General features: G+C 62.6%; 13 protein-coding genes. 9 read left to right on the top strand and 4 right to left on the bottom strand.

The window, feature by feature from the left end; all coding sequences use genetic code 11:
- Positions 1-20: 20 nt before the first annotated feature.
- The 3 genes from PWG15_RS08185 to murI all read left to right on the top strand — a co-directional run bounded on the left by PWG15_RS08185 (position 21) and on the right by murI (position 3,728).
- The gene (locus PWG15_RS08185; RefSeq protein ID WP_275023896.1) at positions 21-1,997 is read left to right on the top strand and encodes an FUSC family protein; all 1,977 of its coding nucleotides are present in this window, start codon (positions 21-23) and stop codon (positions 1,995-1,997) included.
- A 65-nt stretch (positions 1,998-2,062) separates the two neighbouring features.
- Entirely contained in the window at positions 2,063-2,896 is an 834-nt protein-coding gene (locus PWG15_RS08180) for an RNA methyltransferase (protein WP_275023895.1), read from the top strand.
- Complete coding sequence (gene murI / locus PWG15_RS08175) at positions 2,880-3,728, top strand: glutamate racemase (RefSeq protein WP_275023894.1); 849 nt, start codon at positions 2,880-2,882, stop codon at positions 3,726-3,728. Before PWG15_RS08180 ends, murI begins: the two co-directional genes overlap by 17 nt.
- Before the next feature lie 36 nt (positions 3,729-3,764).
- Here murI and PWG15_RS08170 read toward each other — a convergent pair whose 3' ends face one another.
- A complete protein-coding gene (locus PWG15_RS08170) occupies positions 3,765-3,950 on the bottom strand; it encodes a hypothetical protein (RefSeq protein ID WP_275023893.1) in 186 nt (61 codons plus the stop codon).
- Between the two features lie 313 nt (positions 3,951-4,263).
- On the opposite strand from PWG15_RS08170, the gene PWG15_RS08165 reads away from it, so the two are divergent.
- Positions 4,264-5,778, top strand: a complete 1,515-nt coding sequence (locus PWG15_RS08165) for a helicase HerA domain-containing protein (protein ID WP_275024382.1) — start codon at positions 4,264-4,266, stop codon at positions 5,776-5,778.
- A gap of 67 nt (positions 5,779-5,845) precedes the next feature.
- Here PWG15_RS08165 and PWG15_RS08160 read toward each other — a convergent pair whose 3' ends face one another.
- On the bottom strand, positions 5,846-6,181 hold the full coding sequence (locus tag PWG15_RS08160; RefSeq protein WP_275023892.1) for a cupin domain-containing protein: 336 nt from the start codon (positions 6,179-6,181) through the stop codon (positions 5,846-5,848).
- Between the two features lie 118 nt (positions 6,182-6,299).
- Between PWG15_RS08160 and PWG15_RS08155 the strand changes: the two genes are divergently transcribed.
- The 5 genes from PWG15_RS08155 to PWG15_RS08135 all read left to right on the top strand — a co-directional run bounded on the left by PWG15_RS08155 (position 6,300) and on the right by PWG15_RS08135 (position 10,587).
- Entirely contained in the window at positions 6,300-6,827 is a 528-nt protein-coding gene (locus tag PWG15_RS08155) for a MarR family winged helix-turn-helix transcriptional regulator (RefSeq protein WP_275023891.1), read from the top strand.
- Between the two features lie 227 nt (positions 6,828-7,054).
- Entirely contained in the window at positions 7,055-7,672 is a 618-nt protein-coding gene (gene rpsD / locus PWG15_RS08150) for a 30S ribosomal protein S4 (RefSeq protein ID WP_034794529.1), read from the top strand.
- A gap of 150 nt (positions 7,673-7,822) precedes the next feature.
- On the top strand, positions 7,823-8,770 hold the full coding sequence (locus PWG15_RS08145) for a glutaminase (protein WP_275023890.1): 948 nt from the start codon (positions 7,823-7,825) through the stop codon (positions 8,768-8,770).
- Positions 8,771-8,881: 111 nt separating this feature from the next.
- Complete coding sequence (gene ttcA / locus PWG15_RS08140) at positions 8,882-9,766, top strand: tRNA 2-thiocytidine(32) synthetase TtcA (protein ID WP_275023888.1); 885 nt, start codon at positions 8,882-8,884, stop codon at positions 9,764-9,766.
- A complete protein-coding gene (locus PWG15_RS08135) occupies positions 9,763-10,587 on the top strand; it encodes an inositol monophosphatase family protein (RefSeq protein WP_275023886.1) in 825 nt (274 codons plus the stop codon). Before ttcA ends, PWG15_RS08135 begins: the two co-directional genes overlap by 4 nt.
- Before the next feature lie 79 nt (positions 10,588-10,666).
- On the opposite strand, the gene PWG15_RS08130 is transcribed toward PWG15_RS08135, so the two are convergent.
- A complete protein-coding gene (locus PWG15_RS08130) occupies positions 10,667-11,959 on the bottom strand; it encodes a multidrug effflux MFS transporter (RefSeq protein WP_275023885.1) in 1,293 nt (430 codons plus the stop codon).
- 49 nt (positions 11,960-12,008) lie between these two features.
- A complete protein-coding gene (locus PWG15_RS08125; RefSeq protein ID WP_275023884.1) occupies positions 12,009-13,247 on the bottom strand; it encodes a multidrug effflux MFS transporter in 1,239 nt (412 codons plus the stop codon).
- Between the last annotated feature and the right edge of the window lies 1 nt (position 13,248).

Below are 13,248 nucleotides of genomic sequence, written 5' to 3'. Positions count from 1 at the left end.
CAGACAGACAAAGGCATCCGATGGCACTTCGTTCCCGTATGCGCGATTGGCTTCTTGCCAACGACCCGGCCTTCTCCCGCCTGCGACAGGCCTCGCGCATCACCGCGACGGTCGTCGTTTCCATCCTGTTGCTGATGGCGTTCCATTACCTTGTCGCGCCGCTGCCTCCGGCCGCTTTCGGCCTGGCTGCATCGCTGTCGGTCGAAGGCGGTCTGGCGGTGCGCGATCGCACCGTGGCAGGCCAGCGCCTGACCCGTATCATCGCCGTCCTCGTCGGCGTTTCGATGGTCGGGTTTGCATCGGTTCTCGAGAATCATCGCTACGTATCCGATGTCGTTTTCCTGCTGATCATCTTCCTTGCTGTCTACGGCCGCTCCTTCGGGCCCCGCGGCTTTGCCGTCGGCATGTTCGCCTTCATGTCCTATTTCACCGGTGCCTATCTGCAACCGACGCTCGACCAGTTGCCGGCCCTGTTCTTCGGCGCGGCGGTGTCCGCCACGGTCGCGCATCTCGTTCGCACACGCCTGCTGCCGGATGATCGCTACCGGGACCTGCTGCGGGCAACGGCCAGCGTGCAGCGCCGCGTCGACCAGATGCTGCTGCAACTGGCGGAGATTGCCCGCAAGCCCGTTCTCTCCGAGGTCGACCGCCGCCGGCTGCACACGGCGGAAGAGCGATTGAAGGAAGCGGTGCTGATGGCCGAAAGCTTCATCCCGACCGAGAACCGGCGGCCGGAACCGGAGCCGGGCCTTGCCTCGGCCGATGTCGTCGTCAATCTTTTCGACCTGCATCTCGCGGCCGAGAGCGTGATCGTGGTGAGCTTCCAGTCCATGCCGCCGCCGGCGCTGGTCGAGGCGATGCTGGCGCGCGACGGAGAGCGGATCGACGAGGAGATCGCGCGGCTTTCCGATGCCGCACCGCGCCGTGCGGAAACGGTGAAGGCGCTACTCTGGCTTCGCAATGTCAGGCAGAGACTTGCGCGCAGCCTTGCAAAGCTGACGCCGGCCGACCTTGAAGAGCCTGCAGTACACATGACTGGCGGAGCGAACCGCTGGAAGCCATCGCTTGCCGACCCGGCGCTGAAGGCGGCGATCCAGATCACGCTTGCCACCGGCATCGCCATGGTGTTCGGGCTGATGCTGTCGCGCGAGCGCTGGTTCTGGGCGGTGCTCGCCGCCTTCCTGGTCTTCACCAACACGCGCTCGCGCGGCGATACGGCGGTCAAGGCACTGCAGCGTTCCGCGGGCACGCTCTTCGGCATCGTGGTGGGCATCGTCGTCGGCACGCTGGTTGGCGGCAACATCTATCTGGTGCTGCCGCTCAGCGCGCTCTGCATCTTTCTCGCCTTCTATTTCCTCGCGGTCTCCTATGCGACGATGACCTTCTTCATCTCCGTCGTGCTGTCGCTGGTCTACAGCCTCATGGGCGTGCTGACCCCGCATCTGCTACAGCTGCGTCTCGAAGAAACCATGATCGGCTCGATCGCCGGTGCGGCCGTCGCCTTCATCGCCTTTCCGACCCGCACCCGCACCACGCTCGACACAGCTGTCGCAACCTGGTGCGACGAACTGATCGGTCTGTTGCAGGCGGCAAGGGGCGGAACCTCCGGCATGGTTCTCGTTGCCCGCTCCCAGGCACTCGACCGAGCCTATCGCGAGCTCGCAGCGGCGGCAAAGCCGCTCGGGCTTCCATGGCAGCTGGTGACGCGCCCCGGCCATGTGCGCCAGGCGCTGGCAATCTTCATGGCCTGCACCTACTGGGCACGGGTCTTTGCGCGGCGTGTCGGCACTGATGCGGAGCTGCAGAGGGCCGATTTCAAGGACGACATCGACACCAATCTCGAACTCGTCCAATCGGTGCGCGACAAGGCGTCTGCCTATTTCTACGAGGTCGGCCGCATCGGTGCGCCGGTCGATCGGCACTTGCCGATCTCGAAGGACGATGCGGAGCTTGGTCTCGAGATGATCGGGGTCTCTCTCAACCGGCTTCATTTGTAGTGGACTTTAATTTTCGCGCCATTTGTGCAAGGGAAGCGCCGAACGACAGGCGAAGGCACGGGAAAATGGCAGGTACGAACAGCGAGCGCGAACTTCTGGCGGAAGGGCCGGCGATCATCCTCGCCTATCCGCAGCTCGGCGAAAACATCGGCATGGTCGCCAGGGCGATGGCGAATTTCGGCCTGGCAGAGCTCCGGCTCGTCAATCCGCGCGACGGCTGGCCAAGCGAAAAGGCGCGATCTGCCGCAAGCCGCGCCGACCATGTCATCGATGCCGCCAAGCTCTACAGTTCGGTCGAAGAGGCGATTGCCGACCTCAATTTCGTCTACGCGACCACGGCACGCGACCGCGACGGCTACAAGCCGGTGCGTTCTCCGATTGTCGCCGCTCGCACGCTTCGCCAGCGCTTCCAGACCGGTGAGAAGACAGGCATCCTGTTCGGTCGCGAGCGTACCGGCCTCACCAACGAGGAGGTGGCGCTTGCCGACGAGATCGTGACTTTCCCGGTCAACCCGGCGTTTGCCTCGCTCAATCTCGCCCAGGCCGTTCTCTTGATGTCCTATGAATGGCTGAAGACAGGCATGGAATCGGAGGACCAGACTTCGTTCCAGGCGATCGAGCAGCGGCCGGCGACCAAGGAACATCTGCAGGGACTGTTCGAGCATGTCGAGGAAGCGCTCGATGCGCGCAACTATTTCCGCTCTGCCGACAAAAAGCCGAAATTGGTCGAGAACCTGCGCGCGGTTCTGACCAGACCGTCCTTTACCGAATCCGAAATCCAGGTGCTGCGCGGCGTCATTTCTTCGCTCGACCGGTTCACGCGGGAAAACCCGCGCGGCTCCGGCGCTCCGGGTGAACACAGCAGGAAAGCGCGAGACAAAGGTGACAGCAGCGAATGAACTGAAACCCATCCTCGTTTTCGACAGCGGCATCGGCGGCCTGACCGTGCTGCGCGAGGCGAGGGTGCTGATGCCCGAGCGGCATTTCATCTATGTGGCCGACGACGCCGGCTTTCCCTATGGCGGCTGGGAGGAGGCGGCACTGAAAGAGCGGGTGATCGAGCTCTTCGGCCGGCTGCTTGCCGAACATGATCCGGAAATTTGCGTGATCGCCTGCAACACAGCCTTCACGCTTGTCGGCGCCGATCTGCGTGCAGCTTATCCCGAGATGACCTTCGTTGGTACGGTCCCGGCCATCAAGCCGGCGGCCGAGCGCACGCGCTCCGGGCTCGTCTCGGTCCTTGCAACGCCCGGCACGGTCAAGCGCGCCTATACGCGCGATCTCATCCAGTCCTTCGCCAGCCAGTGCCATGTGCGGCTCGTCGGTTCGGAGAACCTCGCAAAGATGGCGGAGGCCTATATTCGCGGCGAGAAGCTGGACGATGAGACGGTGCTTGCGGAGATCGCGCCGTGTTTCGTCGAGATGGACGGCAAAAAAACAGATATCGTCGTGCTTGCCTGCACCCACTATCCCTTCATGGCCAACGTCTTCCGCCGGCTCGCGCCCTGGCCGGTCGACTGGCTGGATCCGGCCGAAGCCATTGCCCGGCGGGCGCGTTCGCTCGTGCCGCTGCCAAATGGATTCGAGCCGCTCAACGGCCAGGACCCGGCAATTTTCACCTCCGGCAATCCGGATTTTGCGACCCGGCGACTGATGCAGGGCTTCGGCCTGACGGTAACGCCCGACGCGGCCGTGGCGCACCGGATCGGACGGACTGAGACGATCGGCTAGAGCGCCGTGCGTACAAGTGAACGCACAAAGGATGCTCTAGAAGAAGATCGCCAGTAAGATGCCGATCAGCACTGCGAGGACGCAGGCGGCCCGGAAGTGCATGCGGCTGGTGCGTGCGGCTTCATCCCTTGACGTGATGCGTTGCCCGTCCTCGTAAGCGTCGCGCATGCGCTGATCGAGATTGTTCATCTCCATCTGCTGCTCCGTCTCATAGTGTTCCATCACTACCCCTGGCAAAGCGCTTCGACCATACCCGATATGGGCATTCGTCCTTGCTCGCAAAAGTACGATCTTCGGCCAATCTCAACTTTATCTTGCGGAGAGTGGATTGTGCATACAGTTCTTTCCGGGCGACCTTCCGGCGCGTATTCCCTGTGGGTTTTCTGCGTCGGAGGCACGATTTTCCAGAAAACCGTGCTAGGTGTCGCCCGATAGGCGGTCTCCGCATGAACGCGAATCAATCCAGAGCATTCCGGCAAAAATGCGCAGCGGCTTTGTGTCCGGCCGTGCGCAAGACGAACTCGACGAGGTGGAAATGAAGGTCGGCATCGACATGGGAGCGACGTCCGAAGGGACATCGGCCTCGCTCGATATCGAGGAGCTTCTGGCTACCCGTCTCCTGGTGCAGGGCAATTCCGGTTCGGGCAAGTCGCACCTGCTGCGCCGGCTGCTTGAGCAATCTGCCCCCTGGGTGCAGCAATGCATCATCGACCCCGAGGGCGATTTCGTCACGCTTGCCGACAAGTTCGGCCATGTCGTCGTCGAGGGTGAACGCACTGATGCGGAGCTGATTGGCATCGCCAACCGCATTCGCCAGCATCGCGTCTCCTGCGTGCTCTCGCTCGAAGGGCTCGATATCGAGCAGCAGATGCGCAATGCCGGCGTGTTCCTCAACGCCATGTTCGATGCCGACCGCGAATACTGGTACCCGGTTCTGGTGGTCGTCGACGAGGCGCAGATGTTTGCGCCGTCGGTTGCAGGTGACGTCACCGAAGAGGTGCGCAAGATTTCGCTTGGCGCCATGACCAACCTCATGTGCCGCGGCCGCAAGCGTGGGCTTGCTGGCGTGATCGCCACGCAGCGTCTGGCGAAGCTCGCCAAGAACGTGGCGGCCGAAGCCTCCAACTTCCTGATGGGGCGTACCTTCCTCGACATCGACATGCTGCGCGCGGCCGATCTGCTCGGTATGGACCGGCGCACGGCGGAAATGTTCCGCGACCTGAAGCGCGGCTCCTTTGTCGCACTCGGCCCGGCGCTGTCGCGCCGCCCACTCAAGGTGACGATCGGCACGGTCGAGACGTCGGCCCGTTCGACGAGCCCGAAGCTCATGCCGCTGCCGGAAGCGCCGCAGGACGTCGAGGACCTCATCTTCACGCCGGATCCAGACGAGTTGACGCGGCCGATCATGCGCCGCGCCGTCGCGCCGCCGCGCCCGACAACGGACATCCTCGCCGAACTGTCACGCCCGCGGGCGGAAGCAGCAGCGCCGATGGAGGCGAGGCCGGCTCAGCCGGAGATGACCGCTGACGAGAAGGAGAGTCTGCTCGACAGCGTCTTTACGGAAATCCTCACCAATCCGGAGGCGGCATTCCGTCCCGATGCGGAACTGTTCCAGGACTTCCTGGTGCGCTGCCGCATCCGCCGCCTACCGTCCGGTGCGGCCCTTTCCCTCAGTGCCTTCCGCCGCAAGATGGCGGTCGCGCGGTCCGGTGTCGATGCGGAGACGGCGGCGACCGAGACCTGGGCGCAGGCCCTGCTGCTTGCCGATCGTGTGACCGAGGATCTTCAGGCCGTGTTCCTGATGATGGCACAGGCGGCTGTCCGCGGGTTGCCGTGTCCGTCAGATGCTATGATCGCGCGTGCCTATGGTACGCATTCCGCCCGCCGTGCACGTCGTCTGCTCGGCTATTTCGAGGAGCATGGTCTGATCGTCGTCCATGCGGACTTTTCCGGCAAGCGCATCGTCGCCTTTCCGGACCTTGGCAGCGAAACGGCGCCTGGGGATGCGAACGGACCGGATATGGCGGGCACGGCCGCTGCCGCCGAGTAAACACGCCCAAGCAGAATTCCAACAGGCTGGCAGTGGCTTTACCGCTGCGCCTGTTGATTCATCGGGCCTAAAGCCAGCTTTGAACGACCCGGTCGGACGCGTGGATGCAGGTCATCTGCAGCCGGCCGATGCCGGTGTTGACGAAACGGTGCGGTGTCTCGGGATCGACAACGATGATGTCGCCGGCCTTGCCCATGATCTTTTGCTCACCGACGGTGAACTCCGCTTCGCCGGAATGCACGATCCAGGTTTCCGGATAGGGATGGATGTGGAGGGCAGGCCCCTGGCCGGGCTCGGCATCCATCAGAAACAGCGAAATCGGCGTGCCGTATTGCCCACCTTCAAACAGGATGGTTCGGTTGGGGCTCTGCTTCTGCTCTGCACGCGGAATGACATGAAACATGCTGGCCTCCATCTCCGGTCGGGTTGGCTTCCTGCTGCGGATGAATTATCTTCACGAGAAGATATTATTCGAAACTATCTTCCCGTCAAGATATATTGATGGAATACAGAGGTGAGCGATGCAGGATGAGAACGAGGCGAAGGATCACGTCGATCGGTTGCAGGCGCAGTGGGCGGCCGAACTGCCCGACCTCAATACCGAGCCAATGACCGTCCTTGGGCGCGCCTACCGCCTTTCCAACCTTGTGCGCCCGTCGATCGAGGAGACGTTCGCTTCCTTCGGCCTCGACCGCGGCGAGTTCGACGTGATCTCGACGCTCAGGCGTTCGGGCCCGCCCTATCGTCTGACGCCGACCGACCTTTATACGTTGCTGATGATCTCGTCAGGCGGGCTTACGCACCGGCTCGATCGGCTACAAAAGGCAGGGCTGATCGTGCGCGAGCGCTCGGCATCCGACGGCCGAAGCAGCGTCGTCGGGCTGACCGACAAGGGTATAGCGCTTGCGGAGACGGCGATTCGCGCTGATATGACCAGCGAATCGCGATATCTCGAAGGGCTGAGCAGGGACGATCGCACCACATTGGCGGCGCTGCTCAGGAAACTTCTGGTCTCGCTGGAGCGGGCCGAAGCCATTGACCCGGCTTGAACGGATGCTTGGCTGTCACAATTTCGTTGACAATAGGGGCCGGACCCACTAAAGCCGCCCCAACGCCGGGCAGAAATGTCCGGTGTTTCATTTGACATGTCCCGTGGCTTCTCCGTCAGCGTGATCGTGAGAAACCTGTCAGAACCCTGCAAATGGGTTCAGAGGAGGGCGTGTTTCCTTGATCCGGTTTGGAAACAAGCCGGTGTAACAGTATGAAAGGAAATGCGATGAGCAAGCGCGAATCGTCCAAGTACAAAATTGACCGCCGTATGGGCGAAAACATCTGGGGCCGTCCGAAGTCCCCGGTGAACCGCCGCGAATACGGCCCGGGCCAGCACGGCCAGCGCCGCAAGTCCAAGCTTTCGGACTTCGGTGTACAGCTGCGCGCCAAGCAGAAGCTCAAGGGCTACTACGGCGACATCCGCGAGAAGCAGTTCCGCGCGATCTTCGCTGAAGCCGACCGCCGCAAGGGCGACACCCCGGAAAACCTGATCGGCCTGCTCGAGTCGCGTCTCGACGCGATCGTCTACCGCGCAAAGTTCGTTCCGACCGTTTTCGCTGCACGTCAGTTCGTCAACCATGGCCACGTCAAGGTTAACGGTGTCCGCGTCAACATCGGTTCTTACCGTTGCAAGCCGGGCGACGTCATCGAAGTCAAGGAAAAGTCCAAGCAGCTCGTAACCGTTCTCGAATCGGTTTCGCTCGCTGAACGCGACGTTCCGGATTACATCGAAGCCGATCACAACAAGATGGTCGCGACCTTCGTCCGCGTTCCGGTTCTCTCCGACGTTCCTTATGCCGTCGTCATGGAACCGCACCTGGTCGTCGAATTCTATTCGCGTTAATCCGAGGCTCACGCCTTGTGACGTATCAAGAACCGCCCGGAAACGGGCGGTTTTTTTGTCATTGCGACCAGCATCCGCACAGCGCGGACCCCAGCGCTTATCCGCCGTTTCGTCCCTTCGTCCGGGGGCGATGAGTAAGAGGGAAGCCCGATGCCCGATCAGAGCGTGCCGCAGGACCTGCAGGCGATCATTGAGGACATCCATCGCGAATTGAGCCCGCGGTTCGGCCAGGGCAAGGTCGCCGATTACATCCCGCAGCTCGCACGCGTCGATGCCAAGCATTTCGGCATGGCGATCGTCACAACCGATGGCAAGATCTACCGGGTCGGCGATGCGGAAGTGCCTTTCTCCATCCAGAGCGTATCCAAGGTGTTCACGCTGACATTGGCGCTTGGCAAACACGGCGAGAACATCTGGCATCGTGTCGGCCGCGAACCATCCGGCTCGGCCTTCAATTCGATCGTCCAGTTGGAGCAGGAAGGCGGCAAGCCGCGCAATCCCTTCATCAATGCCGGCGCCATCACCATCAGCGACCTGATCCTCGCCGGCCATACGCCGCGCGAACTGATCGGCGAAATCGTACAGTTCGTGCGCTATCTCGCCGACGACGATCAGATCGTCATCGACCACGAGGTTGCACGCTCCGAGACGGCCACCGGCTACCGGAACTTTGCCCTTGCCAATTTCATGCGCTCCTTCGGCAAGCTCGACCATCCGGTCGAGCATGTACTCGGCGTCTATTTCCACCATTGCGCCTTGGCGATGACCTGCAGCCAGCTGGCCAAGGCCGGCCTGTTTCTGGCCGCTGGCGGCAGCAATCCGCTCACAGGCCACAATGTCGTCTCGCGACAGCGGGCGCGACGCATCAACGCGCTGATGCTGACCTGCGGCCACTATGATGGCTCAGGCGATTTTGCCTACCGCGTCGGCCTGCCGGGCAAGAGCGGCGTGGGTGGCGGCATTCTGGCGGTGGCGCCGGGCAAGGCTTCGGTTGCCGTCTGGTCGCCTGGTCTCAACGAAAACGGCAACTCGCTGCTCGGTTCGCTGGCACTGGAAATGCTCGCCGCGCGCACCGGCTGGTCGGTATTCGGGCCGTAAGTAGCCGGCCGTCCGCCGATTTCCCTTGATCTTGACTGCCGGAGCGGGCAAGTGCTGGCCCAAGATTTGCCGGGCGCTGGTTGTGCCCGCCTGCCGTACAGGATCCCCGCCATGGACCTTTCGCTCACGCCGTCGCAAGACCAGGCCGAAACCAATTTCGATGAGGGCGAATTCGGCGCCGGCACGCATCCGCTGTTCAGCCGCATGCCGTCCTCCGTCTCGTTCAACAAGCTGCGCAAACGCCTGTTGCGCCAGACGCGGCAGGCGCTCGACGACTTCGGCATGCTGAAGGGCGCGAAGCGCTGGCTGATCGGCCTTTCCGGAGGCAAGGACAGCTACAGCCTTCTGGCGCTGCTGATGGATCTGCAATGGCGCGGGTTGCTGCCGGTGGAACTCATCGCCTGCAATCTCGATCAGGGCCAGCCGAACTTCCCGAAGCACATCCTGCCGGAATATCTGGCATCGATCGGCGTCAAGCACCGCATCGAATATCGCGACACCTATTCGATCGTGAAGGAGAAGGTTCCGACCGGCGCGACCTACTGCTCGCTCTGTTCGCGGCTGAGGCGCGGCAACCTCTACCGCATCGCCCGCGAAGAGGGCTGCGACGCGCTGGTGCTCGGCCACCACCGCGAAGACATTCTCGAAACCTTCTTCATGAACTTTTTCCATGGCGGCCGGCTCGCCTCGATGCCGGCAAAACTCCTCAACGACGAAGGCGACCTGACGCTGCTCAGGCCGCTTGCCTATGCGGCCGAGGACGATCTTGCCAAGTTTGCCTCCGCGATGGAGTTTCCGATCATCCCCTGCGACCTCTGCGGCTCGCAGGACGGCCTTGAGCGCAACGCGATGAAGACGATGCTTGCCGATCTCGAGCGGCGCATGCCCGGCCGCAAGGACACGATGCTGCGCGCGCTCGGCCACGTGAACCCGTCGCATCTGCTCGATCCCAAGCTGTTCGATTTCCAGTCCCTCACACCGGAGCCCAAAGAATGAGCCATTCCGTCGACATCGCCGGCCTTGCCAATCTCATGCAGGAGGCGGCAGTCAAAGAGATCCTGCCGCGGTTCCGCAATCTCGGGGCGGATGATGTCCGGATGAAGTCGGAAGCGATCGACCTCGTGACCGAAGGCGACGAGGCGGCCGAACGGCTGATGAAATCGCGCATCGAAGAGGTGGCACCGGGGGCTCTGTTCGTCGGCGAAGAATCGGTCGCGGCCGATCCGACGCTTCTCGACAAGCTCAACGAGGCCGATCTCGCCGTGGTCGTCGACCCGATCGACGGCACCTTCAACTTCGCTGCCGGCCTGCCGCTCTTCGGCGTGATGGCGAGCGTCGTCGCGAAGGGCGAGACGGTGGCCGGCATCATCTACGATCCGCTCGGCAACGACTGGGTGATCGCGGAGAAGGGCTCGGGTGCCTGGATGTGCCGTCCCGACGGATCGCAGGAGCGCCTCTCGGTGACGGCCGGCGTACCGCTCGAAGCCATGGTCGGTGGCGCCTCGACAGGCTTCTACCAGCAGGAAGCACGCCGGGAAGTCATGGCCAACATGGCCAAGGTCCGTATCGCCACCAGCTATCGCTGCGCCGCGCACGAATACCGCATGTTCGCCGCCGGCCACATCCACTTCCTGATGTACCAGAAGCTGATGCCCTGGGATCATCTGGCGGGAACGCTGATTTCGCAGGAAGCCGGCGCGTATGCGGCGCGCTTCGACGGTTCGCCCTATCTGCCTTCTCACCTCAACGGCGGCCTGCTGCTTGCCACCGACAAGGAGAGCTGGGAGACGCTTCGTCGCGAGGTTTTCACGGTCTGATTTCGGCATTCCGTGCTTGAAACAAAGAAGCCCGCCCGGAGCGCTCCGGGCGGGCTTTCTCATGTGATGCTGACGCCAGTTACATGTGGCCGCCACCGTGATCCATGGTGACGTCCTTGTCGCCAGGATGGGTGAAGAGCTTGCCCTTCTCGGCCCAGAGCGTCGCCAGGATCGTCACTGCTCCGAAGAGGGCGAAGCCGCCAAACAGCGGCTGCAGCGTGCCGTTGAAGAGCTGACCGACGGTGCCGCCGATCAAGGCGCCACCGGTTGTGGAGACGAAGCCGGTGATCGCCGTTGCGGTGCCGGCGAGGTGGCCCATCGGCTCGAGGCTGATCGCAGTGAAGTTCGTCGCGATGACGGCGAAGAACATCAAAAGCACCGAGAACATCAGATAGCTGACGACGAAAGCCGGCGTACCGGAGAGCGACATAACGAAACCGGCGATCGAGATCAGCGTGAACAGGATCATCGAGACGTGCGAGATGCGGCGCATGCCGAAGCTGCGCACGAAGAAGCCGTTGGCGAAGTTAGCGACCGCGATGCCGCCCGCCGTGCCGGCAAAGGCGATCGGCAGCCAGTCGCCGAGGCCGTAGACCTCACCGAAGATCTGCTGAACCGTGACGATGTAGGCGCAGATGACCGCGGTGAAGAGCGTCATGCCGATCATGTAGCCGCAGGTGATGCGGTTGGTGAGAACGGTCTTGAAGCCCGAAGCGACTGCCCCAACGGAAAGTGGCATGCGTTCCTCCCGCGGCAGGGATTCCGTCATGCGGGAAAAGGCCCACAGGAACAGGATCGCGCCGATGACGCCGATCAGGATGAAGATCCAGTGCCAGTTGGCATAGAGGATCACCAGCTGGCCGATCGAGGGGGCAACGATCGGCACGATCATGAAGACGATCATGACATAGGACATGACACGCGCCATCTCGCGGCCGCCGAAGCAGTCGCGCACGATCGCCATGGTGGTGATGCGGATCGCAGCCGCACCGATGCCCTGGATGAAGCGCAGGATCAGCAGCGTCTCGAAGCTCTCGGTGAGGGCGGCCGCAAACATCGACACGGTGAAGAAGGCGAGACCGCCGAGCAGCACGCGGCGCCGGCCGAAAGCATCGGAAAGGCTGCCGAAGAAGATCTGCGAAATACCGAAGCCGAGGAAGAAGACGCCGATCACCAACTGGCTGTCGTTGGTGTTGGCGACGTTCAACGACTGGCCGATGGCGGGAAGTGCCGGCAGCATGCTGTCGATGGCGATGGCGACACTCGCCGTCATGACGGCGATGGTGATGATGAACTCGACGATTCCCATGTTGAGGCGCTGAGCCCCGGAAACCCCGTCGATATGTTCAGATTGATTGGTGATGGTGGACATTGGGAAAACCCGTAAACTCAAATCTGGAAAAGACTGGCCGGCTCTGGGATCAGCCGGCCGGTTGATGGTGCGGTTTGAAAAGCTTGCCGCGTTCGGCAATCAGAACGAAGACCAGGCCGATCGCGGCGACAGTGAAGTAGCCGGTCGCAAGCGGCGTGGCGGTGCCGTCGAAGGACTGGCCGATGAAGGCTCCAATCACGCTTCCGCCGATCGTCTGCATGAAGCCGAGTACCGATGACGCTGTACCGGCAACGTGGCCGAGCGGCTCCATGGCCATGGCGTTGAAGTTCGGCGCGATCAGCCCGAACTGGAACATCGTGGCGCAGTAGAGGACCACGAAGACCGGGAAGGGCAGCGGCGCATAGAGCGAGGCCGACATCCAGACGAAGCTGGCCAGCGTGAAGCCGACGAGTGCCGCATGCGATAGCGGCCGCATGCCGAAGCGGCGGACGAGACGGGAGTTGGTGAAGGAAGCGACCGCCATCATACTGGCAAATGCCGCGAAGACAAGCGGAAACCACACGCCGAGGTCGTAGACGCCGACGAGCACCTGCTGCGCAGAGTTGATGAACCCGAAGAGCGCGCCGAGGATGACCGATGTCGCGAGCGTATAGAGCAGCGACAGCCGGTTCGTCAGCACGATGCGGAAACCGCTGAGGATGACCGACGGCGTGAAGTCGCGGCGATGGGCCGGATCAAGGGTTTCGCCGAGCTTCGACACGACGATTGCGATGTTCATCACGGCATAGAGCGCGACAACGACGAAGATCATGTGCCACTCGGCGAGGCTGATGATGAGCTGGCCGATCGAGGGCGCCACGACCGGCACGATCATGAACACCATCATGACCAGCGACATCACCTCGGCCATCTGCCGGCCGCCATAGACGTCGCGCACGATCGAGATGGTGATGACGCGCGTGGCCGCTGCACCGGCACCCTGGACGAAGCGCAGCGCCAGCATCAGGCCGAAGCTTGGCACGACGGCGATCGCCAGCGCGCAGAGCGCATAGAGCGCCAGACCGGCAATCAGCGGTGGCCGACGCCCGAAGCGGTCCGAAAGCGGGCCGAAAAACAGCTGCGCCACCCCCATGCCCAGCAGATAGGCGGTGATGATGTATTGCCGCTCATTTTCAGAGGCGACGCCGAGGCTGGCTCCGATCTGCTGCAGGCCGGGCAACATGATGTCGATCGAGATTGCGTTGGTCGCCATCAGCATCGCCATCAGCGCGATAAACTGGAACTTCGTCAGGCCCGGCAGGGCGTCGTCGTTGGTCGTACTTGTCATT

It is taken from the genome of Ensifer adhaerens (assembly GCF_028993555.1).
Classification (GTDB): domain Bacteria; phylum Pseudomonadota; class Alphaproteobacteria; order Rhizobiales; family Rhizobiaceae; genus Ensifer; species Ensifer adhaerens_I.
The sequence above is the reverse complement of the archived record's forward strand: the minus strand, read 5'-3'. Positions and strand labels throughout refer to the sequence as shown.